The organism is Bacillus sp. FSL K6-1218 (assembly GCF_038006445.1).
In the GTDB taxonomy this organism is placed as follows: Bacteria; Bacillota; Bacilli; order Bacillales; family Bacillaceae_G; genus Bacillus_A; species Bacillus_A thuringiensis_S.
Genome location: NZ_JBBOVE010000001.1, coordinates 1,558,153 through 1,580,756, shown reverse-complemented (window position 1 = coordinate 1,580,756; position 22,604 = coordinate 1,558,153). Strand labels below are relative to the sequence as shown.

Below are 22,604 nucleotides of genomic sequence, written 5' to 3'. Positions count from 1 at the left end.
TCTTACTTTTCTATCCTATGAAGAAAAGGACATTTCCCTTTTATTGGTTCTACATCGTCTCCTATGAAATATTGTTTCCATTCACGATGCTCTGGGTCACCATAATGACTAATGTTAGGATGTTTCGGCAATTGATCCCACTTTTCAACTCGCTCACGGACCATTTGTCTTGAATATGCTCCTTTAGGACGATCCCCCTCTAATCCATCAAAAATAGTGCGTGGCTGAAACCCAATAACGAGAGAATTCCCTAAATGTCTAGTTTTTCGTTGTTTATAAGCTGGCGCGTTTCCAAATGCGAATATTGGCTCACCACCAAATGAAAATTCCCATAAATAATGGTCTGGATCTTCAGGAATTTGCTTTGGCCATGCTTGATTATCGTTTTCATGTAAATACTGTAACACTTTCCAAAAGGAATCACGGTAATATTCGAGTGATTGTTCTTCACATTGCGGTTCTACAAAAAGGAAAAAGCCCCTTCTTACAATCGGCCTCTCTTTCATTAACTCTAAAAAAGATAACATTGTATGCGGCAAATGACTCCAATCATTATGAGAAAGAAATGAATAACGAAGTTCATTCTTTTTCAAAGCAGTTAAACCGAAATAACATGGAAAAGTTGGTTCTAACACGACACTTGAAAAAATCTCAAATTCTTTTGCAACCCAATTCGGTATGTCAGTTCTCGTTCTCATTCCTTCATTATCTAATAAGTAAGACTTATTCATTCTTTCACCTCGTTATGTATAGCATTCAATTAAGAATATTACATACTCGGCCTGTCCTATACCTATTTAAAATTTGATTGGAAAATTATTTAAAAATATAAAAAAATAAAACCGCTTACTTGACTAAATTCTCCCAATTCGTGTATATTTAAATTAATCATTTAGCAGAATATTCAAGAATATAGCATTTTTAGTTTATATTATTTCTTTAAATGAATTTCACTAAATGAAAATAGTAAACGCTTTTAGGAGGAATTGTAACATGCAAGGAAAAGTAAAATGGTTTAACAACGAAAAAGGTTTTGGATTTATCGAAATGGAAGGCGCTGACGATGTATTCGTACATTTCTCTGCTATTCAAGGAGACGGCTACAAAGCTTTAGAAGAAGGTCAAGAAGTATCTTTCGACATTACTGAAGGTAACCGTGGACCTCAAGCTGCTAACGTAGTAAAACTTTAATCCAACATATAACAGGAGGTTACCTTACTTGGTAACCTTCTTTGTTATTCCTTTGTATATTTCCGTTTTACAGAGCAAAAACTATGTAAAATGCGCACTATACAAAGGAGGAATTATTAATGGGATCAGAAGTAAATGATTTTGAAGAAGTAAAATTCCGTGTAGAAACAGCACAAAAGATGGTAGGTTCTGCAACAATTTCAATGGATCCAGACACATTAGAGCATGCCACTACTGCAGTAGAAGCAGCTCGCTCACAGCTTGAAATTATGAAATCTGTTGCAGTAGATTTAGATGAACCATTTTTAATGAACGAGGAAAAGAAACTAAGCAAATGCGAGCAGCAATTAAAAGAAGCAAAGCACTAAAAAAACATCCAGAGAATTTTCTCTGGATGTTTTTTTATGACAACTGTTCTCCATACTTTTTCAATGTTTCTCCAACTGTACACTGTCTTATACAAAATGAATGTGCATAATATTTACTATTTGTCTTTCGATTATGTTCTCGCAAGAAACATCCTTCACAATATGTTTCTAATAAGTCATTTACCTCTGTAATGAGTTGCTTTTTATCCACCTTTGCACCTCTCTATTCGGTTATTTCTTTATGACTATCAATAACTGTTCCTTCTAATGCTTGCGTTGCTAATTGATGTGCTTCTTTATTTTGTTTTCTAGATATCGGCTCACATACAAGTTTTAATTTCATTTGCTTCGCCTTTTGTTCAATTTGATCTAAATAATGATTTAAATGTTCATCATAACAAGGCCATTCTCCGACTAATTGCTGCAGTACCACTTGTGAGTCTCCGCGAAGTGTAACTGCTTCATACTTAATCCCTAGTTCCTCGAGTATATTCATACCGTATAATAGTGATGCATATTCCGCTTCATTATTATCATCTATACCTTCTATATATGCATTGCGGCGAATGCGGTAGTTTGTATTTCCTTTTTTATAGTACACACATATACCAACGCCAGCTTCTTTCGTTTGCACATCATACCCCCCATCAAAATAAACGAGTATTTCTTGGGGCTCTTCCTCTACTTGTTTACTCAGTTTTTTCATTTCCTTTAATGACCATTCTGCATCCATTTCATCGTAAAATAAAAGTTCCTTAGCTCTTCCTGTTTTCTCAAAATCCTCTGCAAATTGAAGTATTTCTTCTATGTTCATATAATCTGTTGTTAATTCCGTCTGCAATCCTCGCTTCGTTTTATACAACCAATGAATTTTATATTTCATACTAGATTCCCCTTATGTAAGACTTCTTATATGTAGCCAGCTCATGAAAGCCTCACTTTATTTTATTATATTTTATCAAGAGTCACAGCATTATATTCAATATGATTACATACAAAAAGAGCTATCCCTATAGGAATAGCTCTTTCATCTATTACATAAATCTTTCAAATTGTACTCGCTTATTAATCCAGTACATTACAGGCATACCGATCGCCATGACAACAAATTCACCGATTGCACACGTTAACCAAGACAACATAAATGGTAAATCCAATGCAAGATGAAGTTCAATTGCAATCATAAACATTGTAATCGTAAAGATAACTGTATTAAAAATCATACGAGCCCAAACACCTTTAATAAATCGCATAGAAATAATCGTTGCAACTAACGCAAGAATAGATTGCCCTACTCCAAATACTAAATCGTAAGCGATCATAGGTGAGAAAAAGAGATTCGTTAAAAATACACCTAATACAATTCCGTAAATTGCTTTCTTGTTAAATACAACGAGATGATTAAACATCTCTGAAATACGAAATTGTACATTCGTAAAGCCAAATGGCTGAATAAGCATAGAAACAGCAATATATAATGCCGCTAAAATACCATTACCGACTAAAGTTCTAATATTCATGACAAAATCTCCTTAGTTTTTTTACGTGGGATGGTTTCGAACCACGTTATTCGTTTTTTAAGCAACAAGATTATATTTTACGTGGTAGCCCCTCTTTCGTCAATAGATTCCTATCATAAACTACCTTTTTCCTTTTAGACAACGTATAATGAAACATATGAAAGATTTAGGAGGTTTCACTTCATGACAGCAACAATCCAAAATGAAAAAGTGATCGTTTCCATTTCTGACAAAGGTGCAGAATTACAAAGCGTTCGCTTAAAAGAAGACAACACAGAATATTTATGGCAAGGTGATTCTACATATTGGGGACGTCGCGCACCAATTTTGTTCCCAATTGTTGGCCGATTAGTAGATAATACATACTACGTAGACGGTAAACCATATTCATTAACACAACACGGTTTCGCTCGTGATCTTACTTTCTCAGTGAAAGAACAAAGTGAAACAAAGATCACTTATATCGTTACTAGTAATGAAGAAACGTTAAAAAAATACCCATATGAATTCGAATTACTCGTTTCTTATGAGCTAGAAGGACAAAGCGTTCATGTAACATATGAAGTAAACAATCCTACTTCTAAAGAGATGTTCTTCTCAATCGGAGCACATCCTGGATTCAACTTCCCTTTATTGGACGGTGAATCATTTACAGATTATCACTTATCGTTTAATGGTTCGGAACGCTTAGAAACAAGCGTATTAGAAGGACCTTATCTTTCAAACAAAAAGCAATTAATCGCTGAAAATACGACTGAATTGCCACTTACATATGATTTATTCAAAAATGATGCACTTATTTTTGAAAATATGAATACAAATGAAATTTCGATTCGTTCTCATAAACATAATAAATTTGTAAAAGTAGAATTTGATGGGTTCCCATTTGTCGGCGTATGGACACCAGGGGATAACGCACCTTTCTTATGTATTGAACCTTGGTATGGAATCGCTGATGAAGTAAAACCAGCAAAAGATTTCAAGGACAAAAAGGGAATTCAATCTTTACAAGCGAATGAAACATTTACATGTCGTTACAGCATCACAATCGGATAACTACTCTATCCCCTACTTCAAAAAATATTTAAGTAGGGGATCATCTTATAATTTGGAGGTTTCTCATTTTGATTGAAGTATATATTGATGGTGCATCAAAAGGAAATCCTGGTCCTTCTGGTGCAGGGGTGTTTATTAAAGGCGTTCAACCAGCTGTACAATTATCATTGCCCCTTGGGACAATGTCCAATCATGAAGCAGAATACCACGCTTTACTTGCGGCATTAAAATATTGCACGGAGCATAATTATAACATTGTCTCTTTTCGTACAGATTCACAACTTGTCGAGCGAGCTGTCGAAAAAGAATACGCAAAAAATAAAATGTTCGCACCACTATTAGAGGAAGCACTACAGTACATAAAAAGTTTCGATCTCTTTTTTATTAAGTGGATTCCAAGTAGTCAAAATAAAGTAGCTGATGAATTAGCTAGAAAAGCTATCTTACAAAATTAACGGGGGTATGAGTGTGAAAAAAGAGTGGATTGCTCCTCTTGCTTTATTATTTGTCTCTTTTATTTGGGGAGCTACGTTTGTTGTCGTTCAAAACGCTATGTCTTTCGTTGGTCCATTTACTTTTAATGGTATTCGCTTTTTATTCGCTGGAATTATTTTATTATTCGTTCAAATGATTTTCTCAAAAAACACTTCAAAACAAGATATAAAACAGAGTAGCCTCGCTGGATTAATCGTTGGGTTCTTTTTATGTGTTGGCTATGTATTACAAACATTCGGCTTACTTTATACAACTTCTTCAAAAGCAGGCTTCTTAACAGGGCTTAGTATCGTTATGGTACCAATTCTATCTTTTATCTTTTTAAAACAAAAAGCTACCATTTTCATTGTACTTGGTATTGCTGTAGCTACAACAGGTTTATACTTATTAACAGCTGCTGATTCTTTCCAATTAAATATAGGAGATATACTTGTTCTCGGTTGTGCAATCGCTTTCGCTGCCCATATTCTTATTAACGGCTTCTTTTCTAAGAAAATATCACCTTTATTATTAAGCACATCTCAAGTATTAGCTGTTGGTATATTTTCTTCTATTTGCGCTTTCTTGTTTGAAGATTGGGAAAAATTATTTTCAGTATCACTATGGACGAATCAATCTTTTTTATTCGCACTCTTTCTAACTGCCCTGTTTGCAACATCTATTGCTTTTTTCATTCAAACATCGGCCCAAAAGCACACTTCTCCAACGAGAGTAGCAATTATTTTCGCAATGGAACCCGTTTTTGCTGCCTTAACAGGCGTTCTCGTTGCAAACGAACAACTTTCTATTTCTGCTATTATCGGATGCCTCTGTATTTTCCTAGGCATGATTTTTGTTGAATTACCTTCCAAAACAAAAAAAGAAGCGCAGGCTGCGTGAAGTTACGCTTGTAACTTCCGCATAAAAGCCTTAGCGCTTTTTTTATCTGTAATTTCTTCCTCTTTCAATCGTTCTAATAACGCAACGAAATAACTACCATCAAACTGCAATTGATGTTTAATTGTTGCTTCTATTGCTGCGTTCACAATCCCATCAGACGCACCAGTATATCCTTGTCCGAACATAATAAACCCTTGTGCTTCCTCTGATAATTTAAATCCTTTCGTATGTAAGAATGAAAGATAATCTTCTACTGTTTGCATGTTATTCCCACCTACTCAAAAATTCTCCATCTCCTATCATACATGTTTTTACACGCTATGAGAATGAAATTTCTTTGACAACTTTGTAAATCAATCTTCTACTTCGCTTACAATGGAGGATTTCCTAACAACCTGAAGGAATATGTAAAGTGGAACTTATTTCATATTAAAGGGGAGACACGATGAAACAAGCACTATTAATTATCGACGCTCAACAAGAATTAATTGATGGAAATGAGCAAGAAAATGAAGTTTTTCGCAAAACCGAGCTATTATCTACACTAAATACAGCACTGCAGAAAGCAATAGATTCAAATGCTCTTATTGTTTTCGTAAGAGATATCGATGTTGCTTCTGGCAGCGGCGAAGGATTTGAAGTACATAATCAAATTCAAGTACCCCAGTCTGCAATCCTTATTAATAAAGCAGCAACCAATTCATTCTACGGCACTTCTTTACTTGAACTTTTAAAAGAAGAAAACATTAATCATATTGTTATAGGCGGATGTAAAACAGAACATTGTATTGACACTGCCGTTAGGACAGCAACTGTACAAGGATTTGACGTTACATTAATTAAAAACGGGCATTCAACAACTGATTCTAACGTATTGTCTGCAGAACAAATTATTGGTCATCACAATAAAACTTTACACGGTCATTATAACGTTGATAATTTTTCTATGGTGAGAGATATCGAGGAAGACCTCTTTCAGCCAACTCATGACCAATATCGTGATTAAATTGGCTATAAAAAAGAATCCTTTTCACGAAAGGATTCTTTTTTCACCCAAAAACTTGTGCTGCAATGCTATACAGTTCATTACTCCTTTTTAATAATTTATCGCTATTTTTCATCATAATTGGTGGTGTATTAACCTTTTGAAAACCAGTAATCTCTAATTCATTCATGAAACCATTCTTTCCTTCTGGTACATCCATTCTTAATTTACCATGATGCTCTCTTGCTAAATAATGTACAATCCTCATTGCCATCGTATCATTTTTCGCAACAACTGGTCCTATTATTTTATTTTCTGATGTTTGTATACTTAAACCGTAACCTAATACATTTCGTTTGTTGTCCTTTACAACGATGCACTGTTCACTTTGTATCATTCTTTTCTTTAAGAATACTTTTCTATTTGTTCCAAACGCATTTTCATCTAATTTTATTATTTCTTCTAAATCACACTCTTCATACTTCACCATATAATCTTCATTTCCTACACAATAATCATTCACATTGTACGAGTTACAAATATATTTAGAAACATAGCTTACTACCCTAAATCCTAATTTTTCATATAAGGGCTTCCCTTCATCCGTAGCAATAAGTATAATGGGAGTTTGAACCGATACGCTCTTAATACATGAATTCGTTATCGCCTTTCCAATCCCTCTCCCCTTATAATCTGGATGTACAATGACCATTCCGATAGACGCTAATTTCTCCCCATATAATATTATTGCCGCGCTAGCAATTAGTTTCTCCCTCTCATTCCACACACCATATACGATACCTGAATCAAAAATAGTCTCAATTTCTTCTCTGTTATAATCCCAGCCAATATAAGAAGATAACGATACAATATCGCCTATTTGTTCTTTCCTAAGACGCTCCACCCTAATTTCCAATTCAATCATACTCCATCCCCTTATCTAGACATTTAAATCATTATTACTAAATCAACTTGTACATGTTTCCATTCATTTGTCACATACATATGTTATTTTGACCAAGACTATATTGTAAATGAGGTGACAACATGCCCATTACGAATCGATTTTCTACCACCACTAACGGCGCACTCGCTATTACTGGAAATACTTTAGGCTTAAGTAAAATTAGTAATCAAAACCGTGCTGGTACAATCGGGGCAATTGGTGCATTCGCAACTACGAATACTGCTTTACAAGTACCTACTTTTCCTGCTGGTACAACGTTAAACTATACACAAAATAGTTCTACCGCTATTTTAAATATCCCTGCTGGTAGTACTATTCTTTACGCAGAACTCGTTTGGGGTGGAAACTATTTATCTCGTGATCAAAACATTACGAGTGTATTAGGAAACCCAGTTTCTTTTACAACACCTGTTTCAACATACTCGATTACTCCTTCAGCTGTTACGGCTTCAAACCAAACATTCGTTTCAAACTCTATTACATTTGGATTTTACACTCGTTCAGCAGACGTAACAACCCTTATTCAAGCGGGAGGTTCTGGTTCCTATACTACAGGCGCGGTTCCTGGACTTGTAGATCCTATAGATGCTTCTAATGGAACAATTAATTCGGCTGGATGGACGCTTATCGTCGCTTATCAAAACGGGACATTGCCAGCAAGAAACTTAACCATTTATGTAGCGGGTAACCGTGTTTCTGCTGATACCGGTAGTGCAGATGTAGCTGTTTCTGGATTTTTAACACCTTCAGGAGGACCTGTAAGCGGGAGGTTATTTTTAAGTTCTATTGAAGGAGATGCAGATTTAATAGGGGATCAAGCTTTATTTGGACCAAATTTCAGTTCATTAAATGCTTTATCTGGGCCAAATAATGCTGTAAATAATTTCTTCGGTTCTCAAGTTAATAATGCTGCAGGAAACTTAGATACAACTGGGACATTTGGAACGCGAAATCAAAGTGCTTCTACAGGTACAAACATCTCCGCTGGAAGACAGGGCTGGGATATTACTTCTATTGATATTTCTCCTTATTTAACAAACTCACAAGTATCCGCCGCAATCCGTTTAACTACTAACGGAGATGCATATATGTTAAATACAGTCGGCTTACAAATTAATATAAACTCCCCAAATATACAAGCAACGAAAAGCGTAAATAAAAGTGTTGCTGCAATTGGAGATATTCTCACTTATACAGTTACTATCCCTAACACCGGGCTTCTTCCTGCCAATAACGCTATTTTTATAGATAGTCTCCCTAACGGTACTTCTTTTATACCCGGCACTGTAACAGTAGATAACGTACCACAAACAAATGCAAATCCCGCGGCTGGTATATCTCTTGGAACAATTAATAATGGTACTTCTCGCACAGTAACCTTCCAAGCTACTGTCGTTTCTCTTCCAAGTCAAAATCCTATCTCTAACACTGCGAATATTACATTTCAATATACACCAATCGCCGGAGGAACAACCTTTAACGGTCTTGCAACAAGCAATTCTGCTGGAACGCAAATTAACCTGGCAGATATTAATGGAACAAAATCAGTCAACAAATTTTTTACCGATATTGGTGAAACATTAACTTACAGTATTGCCTTAGCTAATATAGGAAATATCTCTGCAACAAATGTTATATATACGGACCCGATTCCTAGCGGGACTACTTTCATTCCAGGGAGCGTAACTGTGAACGGAGTTACTCAAGCTGCCGCAAATCCCGCTAATGGTATATCAATTGGGTCAATTGCTGCAAATTCTACTACTACTATTTCATTTCAAGTATTCGTTCCTTCTATCCCCCAAACAAATCCAATATTAAATAGTGGTACAACGACATATCAATACATTCCTGTACCAAATCAACCTGCAGTAAGTGGGACTGATACGACCAATATCGTATCTACTCAAGTAAATAACGCCACTGTAACAATGGCAAAAGCAGTAGATAAAAATTTCGCAGATATTGGTGATACACTAACGTACACCGTTTCCTTTACAGGTACAGGTAATACAAATGCGAACAATGTTATTTTTACAGATATCATTCCTACTGGAACAACTTTTGTTCTAAACAGTTTAACAATAGATGGCACGACACAAGTGGGCGCAAATCCCGCTACCGGCGTGAACATTGGATCCATCCCAAGCGGCACAATAAAAAATGTTGCATTTCAAGTAGTAGTAAACACAATACCCGCGTCAAATGTCGTATCTAACGGATCAAGCGCTTCTTATCAATATACCGTAAACCCTAGCCAATCTCCCGTTACAAAAAACATTTCTTCTAATCTCGTTTCCACTCAAATTAACAATGCGAATTTAACTTTAACAAAATCAACTAACAAACAATTTGCCACAATTGGCGAAACGATAAGTTATACAATCCTTATTACAAACAGCGGAAATGCAGCCGCTAATAACGTTCAACTAACAGACCCACTTCCAAACGGAACGATATTGACTCTTGGCACTGTAACACTAAACGGAGTTTTGCAGAATGTAGATTCTCTCGTTGCTTTACCTATCGGCACAATTCCTGGTGGAGCTACTTTTACCTTATCCTTTCAAGTAACAGTCATTAACATTACTGCCCAAAACCCTATTATTAATAACGCTTTCGCCTCTTATATTTACACTGTAAATCCAAGTTTGCCACCTACTTCAAAAACAGCAAATTCTAATTCTGTTACATCAACAATTAGACTAGCAAATCTCCATGTTAATAAATCTGTAGATAAAACGTTTGCGGAAGTTGGCGATGTATTAACTTACACCTTTGCTCTTACTAACGATGGAAATGTTGCAGCGAACAATGTATTACTATCTGATTCAATTGCGAATGGAACCGCCTTTGTCCCAAACAGTGTTATAGTTAACAGTGTTACTCAGCCAGGCGTTACACCAGCTAGCATCAATATTGGTAACATCAATGCTAATACTACAATTACAGCTTCATTCCAAGTAGTAATAACTAGCATTCCAAATCCAAACCCTATTTCAAATAGCGCTTCCATCTCCTATAACTTTATCGTTGATCCAAACACTTCACCTGTAAGTAAGAACACTACTTCAACCACTACATTTACTCAAGTAAACGATGCAAATGTCATTTCAGCCAAAACAGTGGATCGAGAGTTCGCTACCGTAGGGGATATATTAACTTATACTGTTACTTTGACGAATGCAGGAAGTGTTTCTGCTGATAGCCCTACTTTCGTAGATACGAATCCAGACGGTACTACCTTTATTCCAAACACTTTTCTTATTAATGGTGTACTTCAAAATAACGCAGATCCAAATATAGGTGTTCCGCTACCTTCCATTGCTGCTAACGGTTCACTTACCGTCTCTTATCAAGTAACCGTCAACTCTTTACCAACACAAAATCCAACATTAAATTCATCTAGTACACAGTATAGCTTTATTTTAAATCCGGGCGATCCACCAACTATAGAAACATCTGTAAGTAACACTGTAAGTACACAAATTAATTTAGCAAATGTCGTTATTGTCAAAGAAGTAGATTTAACTATCGCCGACGTCGGGCAACCAATCACATATACAATTTCTTTAGCTAATCTTGGCAATACTACAGCCAATAATGTTATCGTTACCGATATAATCCCTAATGGCACCACTATCGTTCCAAATAGTATTTTTATAGGTGGTGCTTTACAACTAGGTGCAGACCCTAGTGCCGGTCTTCAAGTGGGCTCCATTCCTTCGGGTGGTTTTACAACGATTGTGTTTCAAATAAGTGCAAATGGGCTACCTTCACCAAACCCTATTCAAAACAGCGCTGCACTTCAATATAGCTTTATCGCTGATCCAAACTTACCTGCTCTTGTTAGAAACACTGCTAGCAATATAGTAACTACACAAATTAATACTGCTAATATCGTTGCTACAAAACTAACGAGTACAAACTTCGCTGATGTCGGTGATGTCATACTATATGCGACTATTTTAACGAATAACGGGAATATCCCTGCTGCTAATGTAACATTTACAGATATCATTCCAGCGGGTACCCTCTTCATTCCTAATACTGTAACGATTAATAATGTCCCTATAGCTAATGCAAATCCTGCTAATGGCATTTCGATTGGTACGATAGGAGCGAGTTCATCACGCACCGTTGCATTCCAAGTTTTTGTACCAACTATCCCTGCTGTAAACCCAATTACAAATCAATCAGGCACAACATTCCAATATACGTATGATCCATCCAAACCAGCTGTAATGCAGATGGTTGCTTCTAACACTGTACAGACAACTATTAATAACGCCTCAATTGCCGCTACTAAATCGGCAGATAAACAGTTTGCTAACGTAAATGATATTATTACGTACACGACTACTTTAACGAATAACGGGAACACACTTGCGTCAAATGTAATATTTACAGATGTAATTCCAAACGGGACATCGTTTATTCCTAATAGTGTTACTGTAAACGGGAATACACTGCCTAATGTAAATCCAGCAAGCGGAATTGCAATCGACCCAATAAATCCGAATGCAAATACGATCATCTCGTTCCAAGTACAAGTAAATTCTATCCCGAATCCAAATCCAATCCCGAACCAAAGCAATACAACGTACCAGTACGTCGTAGATCCTAACTTACCTTCAGCATCCGCCAATACGTTAAGTAACGTAATAACAACTCAAATTAATAACGCTACTATTGTTGCTACTAAGTCTGTGAATACACCGACAGCTGCCATTGGTGATATCGTTACCTATACGATTGCAGTAACAAATACAGGTAATATCCCTGCTAGTGCCACTGTTTTAACAGATGGGCTTGGCGCAGGAGCTTCATTTATCCAAAACTCCGTAACGATCAATAATGTTCCACAACCAGGATTAGATCCATCACTTGGTGTTCACTTGGCAGATATTTCGCCAGGAGATACTGTATTCATTACTTTTCAAGCACAAATTTTAGCGATACCACCTAGTGGCACATTAACAAATAATGCTCTTGTAAATTATGAATATACCGTGAATCCAAACCAATCTCCTGCTGTTAATAGTACAATTACGAATACAACGGTTACTCCAATTATTGATGCTACTCTTTCTATAAATAAAACTGTCAATTCAACATTCGCTACTATTGGAGATACACTTACTTTCACTTCTACCATTACTAATTCCGGTAATACTACCGCAAACAATGTTATTTTTACAGATGTAATTCCAAATGGTACAACGTTTATTCTAAATAGTTTTACGGTAAATGGAACAACTATTCCTAATGCAAATCCACAAAATGGTATCAATATTGGCAACATAAATTCAAATGCATCCGTTATACTCAGTTTTCAAGTAAACATTACAACGATTCCAAATCCTAATCCAATCCCTAACAAATCATCGCTTCAATATAGCTTTATTGTAGATATAAATGAACCGCCTGTTTCACGAACAGTTCAATCCAATAAAACTTTTACGCAAGTAAATTCGGCTTCCGTTATCGCAACGAAAACTGCGAGCAGTGCATTTGCCGCTGTTGGAGATACAATTACGTATACAACTACTCTCACTAATAGCGGAAATACTACCGCAAACACACCTGTTTTTATCGATATATTACCACCTGAACTTTCATTCATTCCCGATAGCGTACAAATTAATACCATCCCACAACTTGGATTTAGACCAGATAGCGGGCTCTCTTTAGACTCAATTCCAGTTGGAGGAACGACAACAATTAGCTTTCAAGTAATTGTTGGCTCAATACCAGCTACAAACCCAACGTTGAACCAATCTAGCACAACATACTCGATTATTGTGGATCCTACCCAGCCGCCGGTGACAGAAACAGCTACAAGTAATCCAACTTTAGTTCAAATTAACGAAGCAATTATTCAAGCAACGAAAAGTGTGGATCGACTATTTTCTGACGTAGCACCTGGAAATTCATTTTTAACGTATACAGTTTTATTAGAAAATGAAGGGAACACGACTGCTACGAATATCATTTTTACAGATCCAATTCCAAATAACACAATATTTATAACAGATAGTGTTCGAGTAGGCGGGGTCTTATTACCTGGGGTAAATCCAGCGAATGGGATACAGATTGGGGATATTATTGCAGGAGATTTTATAAACGTTACCTTCCGTGTGCAAGTAGTTAGCATTCCAAATCCAATTTTCACAATTGGACCTGGGGGTCCAAACTCACCTGTTGTAAACGGAGCTTCCATTGATTATCAATTTATGACAGGACCTAATTTACCACTCGTTTCAAGAAATACGACATCTAATCCCGTTTCGACACAAATAAATTCTGGGGAAATTGTGGCAATCAAATCTGTAGATAAAACTTTCGCAACGATTGGCGATACAATTTCTTATACAATTACATTAAGTAACCCTGGAAATGTCACTTCACAAAATATAATTTTCACAGATATTTTACCTAACGGAACGACATTCATATCTGGCACTCTTACAAACGATTCTGGTACACAGCAAATCGGAAATCCAGCTAGCGGGATACAGATTGGAAATATAAACCCAAATGGAACGGCCGTTATTTCTCTCAACGTACTTGTTACAAACATTCCAAGTATAAATCCTATCTCTAATTTTAGTTCCATACAATTTGAACATGTGATTGATCCTAGCCAACCTTCTGCATTACAAACAGCTGTATCTAATGCGGTTTCGACAACAATTAACAGTGCGATATTAAATACAACAAAAACTGTTGATAAATCTATCATTTCCGTCGGAGATACACTTACGTATACAACGACTATTACGAATACAGGAAATACACCAGCTACAAATATAACTTTTACAAGTGCGATTCCTTCTAGTACTACTTTTGTACCAGATTCGGTCACTATAAATGGCATCCAGCAGCTTGGTGCACAGCCAGCACTCGGAGTAAATATACCAAATATCGCTCCTGGTGAAACAGTAACCGTTACTTTCCAAGTAAATGTTATTTCTGTTCCCCCTTCAAGCTCAATTATGGGTAACGATACAATTTTATATTCTTATACTGTTGATCCAAGTGCCGCTCCTATTACAACTTCTACTTCAACGAATATCGTTACAAACCCGGTACTAGATGCTATGATAACGATGGTAAAATCGGTCGATCAAACAATTGTAACACTAGGTGATACCATTACCTATACAACCATTTTAACGAATAATGGCAATACAAATGCAACGAATATTACTTTCACTGATCTTATTCCAGACGGCACAACGTTCATTCCGAATAGTGTCACAATCAATGGCAGTACACACATCGGACTCGATCCTAATACAGGTATAACAATCGGATCAATTGCTCCTAACAACTCAATATCTATAGCATTTCAAGTTACCGCTACTTCTACTCCCGTTCAAAATCCTATTGCCAATTCGGCTAGTGCTTCTTACACATTTATCACTGACCCTAATGCCCCTATTGTTTCAAGGAATGTTACTTCAAACACAGTGTTCACTACAATTAACACAGCTACCATTCTTTCATTAAAACAAGTCGATAAATCCTTTAGCCGTATTGGAGACACACTCACCTATACTGTTACTTTAACAAACAATGGAAACTCATCCGCACAAAATGTTATATTTACAGATACCATGCCAAGCGGAACTACATTTATTGCAAACACATTTTCTATTAATGGAGTTCCTCAAAGTGGAGCGGATCCAACAAACGGTGTAAATATTGGGCCCATAACAGCTGGGACTACAGTAACAGTTTCGTTCCAAGTTACTGTAACGTCATTACCAACTGAAAACCCCATTGTAAATTTCTCATCAACATCGTACCAATTAGTCTCACCACCTGATGCAGAAACTTCAATTAGTAATCCTGTTTCAACGCAAATTAAAGAAGCCATATTATCCATGACGAAAAATGAAAATGTATCCTTTGCAGATATCGGGCAAACTGCTTTTTATACTACTTCTATTACCAATGTAGGCAATACCGATGCAACTAATATTGTATTCACAGATGCATTACCAAGTGGACTCACATTTGTTCCTAACACATTAACTGTCGATGGCGTTTTACAACCTAACGCGGATCCAAATACAGGTGTATTACTTGCAACACTTCCACCAAATGAAATATATAGTATCGTCTTTCAAGTTACAGTGAACAGCATCCCACCTATTAATCCTGCACCAAATACAGCATCAACGACGTATGAGTTTACTGTTGATCCTGTTAATCCTCCTGTTTCAAGTGCAGCTACTTCCAACACTACACTTCTTCAAATAAACAACGTAACTATTATTAGCACAAAAACAGCAGATCTTACTTTCGCGGATATTGGTAATACAATAACATTTACACTTAACCTCCCTAATACCGGGAATGTGACTGCAACTGATGTAACTATTATTGACATTCTTGATAGTAATTTAAGTTTCGTTCCAAATAGTTTCACAGTTAATGGGCAAACCATTCCAAACGCTGATTTATCTACTGGTGTAAATATTGGTTCCATTAATGGTGGTAATGCGGCAATCGTTACATTCCAAGCAACTGTTATTACACTTCCAACACTTAATCCCATTTCTAACTCTGCTTCTACCACCTATCATTATGTCGTTGATCCTAGCCAGCCACCTGTTACAACTTCCAATCAATCTAATACAACGACAACACAAATTAATAACGCTACCCTTACTGCACAAAAAAATTCAAATGTATCTACGGTAGATATCGGGCAGGATATTACCTACACCGTTACAATTACAAATAGCGGAAATGTTAGTGCAACGAATGTTATTTTTACCGACCTTATTCCAGACGGAACTTCCTTTGAACCGAATAGTTTTACACTGAACGGAACTAGCATCCCAAATGCAAATATCATTACAGGCGTTCCAATTGGTGATATCGGGCCAAACCAGTCTGTAATCGTAGCATTTCACATTATCGCAAATGAAATTCCACCTATAAATCCAATTACCAATCAAGCTAACGTTAGCTTCCAGCATATCGTTAATCCAGCTAATCCTCCCGTTTCAAAAAACATTACTTCTAACAACGTTACAACAAAAATTGAAAGTGCTATTTTAAACACGATTAAAATAGGAGATAAAACATTTGCAACGATTGGTGATACGATTACGTATACAACGACTATTACGAACACAGGCAATATTCCTGCTAACAACGCTATATTCTCAGACCCTTTACCATCGTGGACACAATTTGTTGCAGGATCAGTTATTGTTGATGGCACTCCATTACCATCCGCTTCCATTATTAACGGTGTTGGCATAAATACAATTACTCCAAATCAAACTGTAACAATCATATTCCAAGTACAAATCGTAAGTAATCCAACAACGTTCACACCTGAACTCCAAAACTTAGGATTTGTTAACTTCCAATATAATGTAGGCAATGCATTACAGGCTCAGCCTGGCAATGTGGAAACGAACGTCTTCGTTACTTCTATTAATTCAGCAATACTTTCAGCTGTAAAAACTGCTAATACAGCTTTTGCAAATATCGGAGACACGATCACTTATACAGTTTTGATTCAAAATAGCGGCAATACAAACGCTACGAATGTAAATTTCTCAGACATGGTTCCAGCAGGAACAACCTTTGTTGAAAATAGTTTTGCTGTAAATGCAAGTACCATTCCAGGTGCAAATCCAAATAACGGAGTGAATATCGGAACAGTTAGCACGGGTAGTTCCTTAACCGTTACTTTCCGAGTCATAGTTACATCCACTCCACCTTCAAATCCAATTACAAACGTAGCATCTATTCAATACGCATTCATCGTTGATCCGGCCTCTCCTCCTGTTACAGGCACGATAAATTCTAATAGCGCTTCAACACAAATTAATAACGCGACTGTTACAACTGTTTTACAAGCAAATCGAACAATCGTATCTATCGGAGATGTAATTACGTATACAGCAACATTAACGAATACTGGAAACTTCCCCGCAAACTCTGTATTACTCATTAACGGAGTTCCTGAAGGAGCATTATTTGTTCCAAATAGTGTTACGCTCAACGGGATTTCACTTCCAGATGCAAGTCCAACTCTTGGTATTCCAGTTGGTATTATCGCACCAGGTGATTCCGCTACTATTACGTTCCAATTTCTTGCAAGTTCTATTCCACCGCAAGGAGCGATTATAAATCAAGCACTTACAAGTTACACGTATATTGTCGATCCAAGTCAACCTCCTGTTACAGCAACATCCTCGTCTAATACGGTTAATACAGCTGTTGTTGATGCATCGTTATCCGCAATTAAAAGTACAGATTCTCTCGTACAATCTACTGACGGTACAATCACTTACACAGTAGTCGTTCAAAACAACGGAAATACTACTGCAAATACAGTTACTTTAACAGATTTGGTCCCAGAAGGAACTGCATTTATTCCTAATAGCGTAACTATTAATAGCGTTTCCGTTCCAGGTGCTGACCCTAACGTAGGAATACCATTAAACTCCATCGCACCGTCAGAAATCGTCACTGTAACATTCCAGGTTATCGTTCAATCTATTCCAAGCGTGAACCCAATTTCTAATACAGTCCGTATTGACTATACTTTTATCGCCGATCCAACTGCTCCTATCATCTCTCGAACAATTACGTCTAATCCTGCTTTCACACAAATTTCAGATGCGACTATCCTTTCTTTAAAAGGAGTCAATGCACAACAAGCAACAACAGGTGATATTTTGACTTATACGATAACACTAGAAAATACCGGAAATATTCCAGCTACTAATCTCACATTTTCAGACACTATCTCCCAAGATACTACATTCGTAGAAAATAGTTTTACACTTAACGGAACAGCTATACTTGGTGCCAATCCAAATGTAGGTGTTACTTTGCCTAACCTAGCTGCAAACGCTACGCACCTTATTTCGTTCCAAATTCTTATTACCGATTCATTCTCGCAAGAATCGATTACAAATCAATCCAATACAACATATACAATTCAACCAGACCCAGGGCAACCGCCTATTACTGAAACATCTACTAGTAATATCGTCATTACAAATTTCGTGCAAGCGCAATTGACAATTACTAAAACATCCAATCCAACAACTGTAGATATCGGTGGAACTATACTTTATATTTCTGAAGTGAAAAATACTGGTAATGTTGACGCAATAAATATTAATTTCACAGATTCTATTCCATCTGGGACTACATTCGTTCCCGATAGTGTCACAATTAACGGTGTCCTTCAGCCAGGTGTAAATCCAGAAAACGGAATACCGATTGGAACAATTCCAGCAAACAGTTCCAAAACGATACTATTTCAAGTGCAAACAAATAATCCACCTACTGAAACCGAAATTGTAAATCAATCTTCAGCAACTTACCAATATGTAAGTATCCCTACAGCCCCACCAGTAAATCGCTCTGCAAATTCTAACATTGTTACAACATCACTTCAAAACGCAAATATTATTTCTGTTAAAAGCGCGGATGTAGCTTTCGTATCAATCGGGCAAATTATTACCTACACAAATACACTACAAAATATAGGAACCGTTCCAGCTAACAATACCGTGTTCATTGATAACATTCCGGAAGGTACTATATTCATTGAAGATAGCTTAGCAATAAATAATGTCATCCAGCCTGGTGCGAACCCAGAGAATGGCGTAACTCTCGGCACGATACAACCAGATGAAACAGTCACTCTTTCATTCCAAGTACAACTTACAAATATACCAGAGGGCAATACAGTCATTAATATTTCAGACACTTCGTACGAATACCAAATTGACCCTAGTTCTCCAATTATTCAGCGTAGATCGTTATCAAATGCAGTAAATACTGAAGTGCGGACGGCAAATGTTAGTGCCATTAAATCCGCCAATAGATCCATTACACGCATTGGTCAAATCATCACATATACAGTCGCAGTTACAAACGCCGGTACAGTACCTATTACAAATACTCTCCTAATTGACGCAATTGCAGCTGGGACCACATTCGTTCCAAATAGCATTCTTGTAGATGGCGTACCAAGACCTAACGAAAATCCAATTACCGGTATCAATCTTGATATAATTCTTCCAAATAATACGATTATTGTTACGTTCCAAGTAAGCGTAGTCTCTATACCGCCACAAAATAACATTAATAATATCGCCGTCATTCACTATGAGTATCGACCGGACCCAAGCGCACCACCAATTTCAGAAACGACCTCTTCCAATAGTACAAATATACAATTTATTGATGCTATTCTTATTGCTACAAAATCCGCTAATACTGTATTAGCTAACATTGATGAAACCATTGAATATACAGTATTCATTCAAAATAATGGATCTACTACAACTAACTCCATCTTTTTTACAGATACTATAGCGGATGGAACAGTATTTATTCCAGGAAGTGTAATAGTTAACAATACTGTACTTCCTGCAGCAGATCCGAATATCGGCTTTTCCATTCCTAATGTCGCAGCAGATCAAATGGCTACAGTAACATTCCAAGTTTCCGTTACGAATTTACCTGTTGTAAATCCAACACCTAATACTGCAAACATCGTCTACGACTTTATTTTCAATCCTGACTTTGCACCAATTCAAAAATCTACTACTTCCAATACTACTTTCGTTCAAATTAATGATGCTGATATCGTTTCACTTAAAACTGTTGATTTGACCTCTGTAACAATTGGTGACATTTTAACTTATACGACAACTTTAACGAATACAGGGAATACGGATGCCACTGCTGTTGTATTTACAGACAATATACCTGATGGAACAACTTTTATTGACGGTAGCGTTTTAGTAAATAACATTCCTCAGCTTAACGCCAATCCAAGTGCAGGTATACTTGTAGGAACGATTGCTCCTAATATTTCTATCCCAGTCACATTTTCTGTTACCGTCGTAGCTCTTCCTGCTAGCGGCCATGTTCAAAATCAATCAACTTCTCGTTATACAATAAACGTGGAAGAACAAATATCGACTAGCAATATTACCTTCACTGAAGTTATTTCTGCTAATGTAATTGCGACAAAAACAACGCCTATCCAATATGCTGACTTACAAACTATCATCCCTTATACAATTTCCATCATAAATAACGGAAATATACAAGTCGAAAACATTATTGTTACAGATATCATCCCAGCAAATACGAGCTTTATAGAGAATAGTGTTATCGTGAACGGCAATGCTCGGCCAAATGACAACCCTCTTAACAGTATACAAATTGATAACATTCCGCCTAATACGACAGCAACTATTCTATTCCAAGTACGGGTTACTTCGATTCCACAAACAAATCCAATCTCTAACACGAGTACAATTGAATATGAATACACGGTACCAGATCGACCACCTATTACCGAAACTATTATTTCATCAGCTGCCGCAACAGAAATTAATCACGCGAATTTGAATAGTAATAAAGCTGTTGACCTTGCATTTGCAACGGTTGGTGATACGTTAACGTATACGATTACACTAAATCAAACCGGTAATGTTGCAACAAATGATGTAATCATTCAAGATATTATTCCTCAAGGTACTACGTTTATAGAAAATAGCGTCATTGTAAACGGAGAAGCTCTTCCAGGAGTGAATCCAGTAAGCGGCATACCAATTGGCACTATAATTGTTGGTGGAGATGCTATCGTTTCATTCCAAGTAACTGTGACTTCTATTCCAACACCAAATGAACTAAACAACAAAGCAATTACTACTTTTAACTATATAGTCAACCCAAATAACGTACCCGTTACAAATACGACTACAACAAATACCGTCACAACTACTGTCCAAAATGATAATGTCATTGCCATAAAATCTATTGATGTAACGAATGCCTTACCTGGTCAAACTTTAACGTATACAATTACGATTACGAATAGCGGTAATGTAACGATTGAAGACCTTCTTGCCATAGACACCGTACCAATAGATACGACTTTTGTTGCTGATAGTGTTACGATTAACGGAATCAATCAGCCTAATGAAAATCCTGAAAATGGTATTACGTTAGGAAATCTTGCTCCTAATGAATCTGTTATTATTACGTTCCAAGTGACAATATCTTCTTCTACTCTTCAATCTACAATTAATAATGATGCTTCTGTTTCCTATACCGTTATCATTGATCCAACAAAACCACCTATTACAATTACAAAACAAACAAATACCGTTACAACGACAGTCATTGATCCGATGGTTCGCATTGAAAAAACAGCTGACAAATCTATTGTCGTTATAGGAGATATCATTACATTCACATTAGCGGTATTTAATCACTCCCCAATTCCGACAATCAGTACTTCTGTTATAGACACAATTCCAGCTGGTACAACATTTATAGAAAACAGCGTAACAATTAACGGTACTTCGGTTCAAAATGTTCGTCCAGACACTGGTATTAATATTGGTTCTTTATCTGCAGATACAGTAGCAACTATAACATTTCAAGTTCTCGTAACTTCTATTCCTTCAAACAGTACAATTATAAATTCTGCAACAGTTACCGCTGCTTTTCAATTGACACCACAGGATCCAATTATTACTTTCATTGTTAATTCAAATATTGTTCGTATACCAGTTCAATTTGTAACTGCAACAGTCACGAAAAACGCTTCCGTCAGCTCCGCTTATTTAAACCAATATTTTGATTATACGGTGCGTATTACAAATACTTCCGAAATTTCACTCTCAAATATTTCTTTACAAGATACCATTCCAGCAGGTTTACAATTTATAAACGGCACTGTCTTTATTAACGGTGAACGCTCTCCACTAGCGAATCCGAATATCGGTTTCCTAGTTGCCACTAATTTAGAGCCAAACGAAACAATTATCGTGTTATTCACAGTACAAGTAATAAGTCCACCTGTTAATAATCAATTTAAAAATACGGCCAATATTTCGTTACAACTTCAAGTCTCGCCTACCGATCCACCAATTACAGTAACCGTTACAAGTAACGAAAACATCGTCACCTTTGTTCCAGAAAATCCAGACGAAACACTTCCAAATTTAAATTGCTTCTTTGACGGTGAACGCTTCATACGGATTACTCCCCGAAATGCAAGAAATTACCTTTGGACTTGGATTTGGTGGAATTAAATTAAAAAAGAGATTGTAGTTTGGTTGAAA

General features: G+C 36.6%; 13 protein-coding genes and 1 riboswitch. Of the genes, 7 read left to right on the top strand and 6 right to left on the bottom strand.

What is annotated here, in order from left to right; translation table 11 throughout:
• Positions 1 to 2 precede the first annotated feature (2 nt).
• A complete protein-coding gene (locus MHI26_RS08265) occupies positions 3 to 731 on the bottom strand; it encodes a YqcI/YcgG family protein (RefSeq protein ID WP_001043774.1) in 729 nt (242 codons plus the stop codon).
• 262 nt (positions 732 to 993) lie between these two features.
• Between MHI26_RS08265 and cspB the strand changes: the two genes are divergently transcribed.
• Positions 994 to 1,191, top strand: coding sequence for a cold shock-like protein CspB (gene cspB, locus MHI26_RS08260; RefSeq protein ID WP_001161731.1), 198 nt, complete (start codon positions 994 to 996; stop codon positions 1,189 to 1,191).
• Positions 1,192 to 1,310: 119 nt separating this feature from the next.
• The gene (locus MHI26_RS08255; RefSeq protein WP_000534399.1) at positions 1,311 to 1,559 is read left to right on the top strand and encodes a DUF2564 family protein; all 249 of its coding nucleotides are present in this window, start codon (positions 1,311 to 1,313) and stop codon (positions 1,557 to 1,559) included.
• Positions 1,560 to 1,593: 34 nt separating this feature from the next.
• Here MHI26_RS08255 and MHI26_RS08250 read toward each other — a convergent pair whose 3' ends face one another.
• The 3 genes from MHI26_RS08250 to MHI26_RS08240 all read right to left on the bottom strand — a co-directional run bounded on the left by MHI26_RS08250 (position 1,594) and on the right by MHI26_RS08240 (position 3,079).
• On the bottom strand, positions 1,594 to 1,770 hold the full coding sequence (locus MHI26_RS08250; protein ID WP_000358801.1) for a zinc-finger domain-containing protein: 177 nt from the start codon (positions 1,768 to 1,770) through the stop codon (positions 1,594 to 1,596).
• A gap of 12 nt (positions 1,771 to 1,782) precedes the next feature.
• Positions 1,783 to 2,442, bottom strand: coding sequence for a ribonuclease H family protein (locus tag MHI26_RS08245; RefSeq protein ID WP_061666861.1), 660 nt, complete (start codon positions 2,440 to 2,442; stop codon positions 1,783 to 1,785).
• A gap of 151 nt (positions 2,443 to 2,593) precedes the next feature.
• Complete coding sequence (locus MHI26_RS08240; protein WP_001026473.1) at positions 2,594 to 3,079, bottom strand: QueT transporter family protein; 486 nt, start codon at positions 3,077 to 3,079, stop codon at positions 2,594 to 2,596.
• Between the two features lie 6 nt (positions 3,080 to 3,085).
• Positions 3,086 to 3,130: riboswitch (PreQ1 riboswitch) on the bottom strand.
• A 132-nt stretch (positions 3,131 to 3,262) separates the two neighbouring features.
• Here MHI26_RS08240 and MHI26_RS08235 point away from each other — a divergent pair.
• The 3 genes from MHI26_RS08235 to MHI26_RS08225 all read left to right on the top strand — a co-directional run bounded on the left by MHI26_RS08235 (position 3,263) and on the right by MHI26_RS08225 (position 5,509).
• On the top strand, positions 3,263 to 4,135 hold the full coding sequence (locus MHI26_RS08235; RefSeq protein WP_061666862.1) for an aldose 1-epimerase family protein: 873 nt from the start codon (positions 3,263 to 3,265) through the stop codon (positions 4,133 to 4,135).
• Positions 4,136 to 4,203: 68 nt separating this feature from the next.
• Positions 4,204 to 4,590, top strand: a complete 387-nt coding sequence (locus tag MHI26_RS08230) for a reverse transcriptase-like protein (protein WP_000573873.1) — start codon at positions 4,204 to 4,206, stop codon at positions 4,588 to 4,590.
• 13 nt (positions 4,591 to 4,603) lie between these two features.
• On the top strand, positions 4,604 to 5,509 hold the full coding sequence (locus tag MHI26_RS08225; protein WP_061666863.1) for a DMT family transporter: 906 nt from the start codon (positions 4,604 to 4,606) through the stop codon (positions 5,507 to 5,509).
• A gap of 2 nt (positions 5,510 to 5,511) precedes the next feature.
• On the opposite strand, the gene MHI26_RS08220 is transcribed toward MHI26_RS08225, so the two are convergent.
• Complete coding sequence (locus MHI26_RS08220) at positions 5,512 to 5,772, bottom strand: DUF6123 family protein (protein ID WP_001195212.1); 261 nt, start codon at positions 5,770 to 5,772, stop codon at positions 5,512 to 5,514.
• A 182-nt stretch (positions 5,773 to 5,954) separates the two neighbouring features.
• On the opposite strand from MHI26_RS08220, the gene MHI26_RS08215 reads away from it, so the two are divergent.
• Entirely contained in the window at positions 5,955 to 6,515 is a 561-nt protein-coding gene (locus MHI26_RS08215; RefSeq protein WP_061666864.1) for a cysteine hydrolase family protein, read from the top strand.
• Positions 6,516 to 6,558: 43 nt separating this feature from the next.
• Here MHI26_RS08215 and MHI26_RS08210 read toward each other — a convergent pair whose 3' ends face one another.
• Positions 6,559 to 7,419, bottom strand: coding sequence for a GNAT family N-acetyltransferase (locus MHI26_RS08210; protein ID WP_061666865.1), 861 nt, complete (start codon positions 7,417 to 7,419; stop codon positions 6,559 to 6,561).
• A 122-nt stretch (positions 7,420 to 7,541) separates the two neighbouring features.
• Between MHI26_RS08210 and MHI26_RS08205 the strand changes: the two genes are divergently transcribed.
• Entirely contained in the window at positions 7,542 to 22,574 is a 15,033-nt protein-coding gene (locus MHI26_RS08205; protein WP_061666866.1) for a DUF7507 domain-containing protein, read from the top strand.
• Positions 22,575 to 22,604: the final 30 nt, after the last annotated feature.

Bases quoted from the DNA above. Each gene is read 5' to 3' on its own strand.
- MHI26_RS08265 (WP_001043774.1), bottom strand. From the start codon at position 731: ATGAATAAGTCTTACTTATTAGATAATGAAGGAATGAGAACGAGAACT.
- cspB (WP_001161731.1), top strand. From the start codon at position 994: ATGCAAGGAAAAGTAAAATGGTTTAACAACGAAAAAGGTTTTGGATTT.
- MHI26_RS08255 (WP_000534399.1), top strand. From the start codon at position 1,311: ATGGGATCAGAAGTAAATGATTTTGAAGAAGTAAAATTCCGTGTAGAA.
- MHI26_RS08245 (WP_061666861.1), bottom strand. From the start codon at position 2,442: ATGAAATATAAAATTCATTGGTTGTATAAAACGAAGCGAGGATTGCAG.
- MHI26_RS08240 (WP_001026473.1), bottom strand. From the start codon at position 3,079: ATGAATATTAGAACTTTAGTCGGTAATGGTATTTTAGCGGCATTATAT.
- MHI26_RS08235 (WP_061666862.1), top strand. From the start codon at position 3,263: ATGACAGCAACAATCCAAAATGAAAAAGTGATCGTTTCCATTTCTGAC.
- MHI26_RS08220 (WP_001195212.1), bottom strand. From the start codon at position 5,772: ATGCAAACAGTAGAAGATTATCTTTCATTCTTACATACGAAAGGATTT.
- MHI26_RS08215 (WP_061666864.1), top strand. From the start codon at position 5,955: ATGAAACAAGCACTATTAATTATCGACGCTCAACAAGAATTAATTGAT.
- MHI26_RS08210 (WP_061666865.1), bottom strand. From the start codon at position 7,419: ATGATTGAATTGGAAATTAGGGTGGAGCGTCTTAGGAAAGAACAAATA.
- MHI26_RS08205 (WP_061666866.1), top strand. From the start codon at position 7,542: ATGCCCATTACGAATCGATTTTCTACCACCACTAACGGCGCACTCGCT.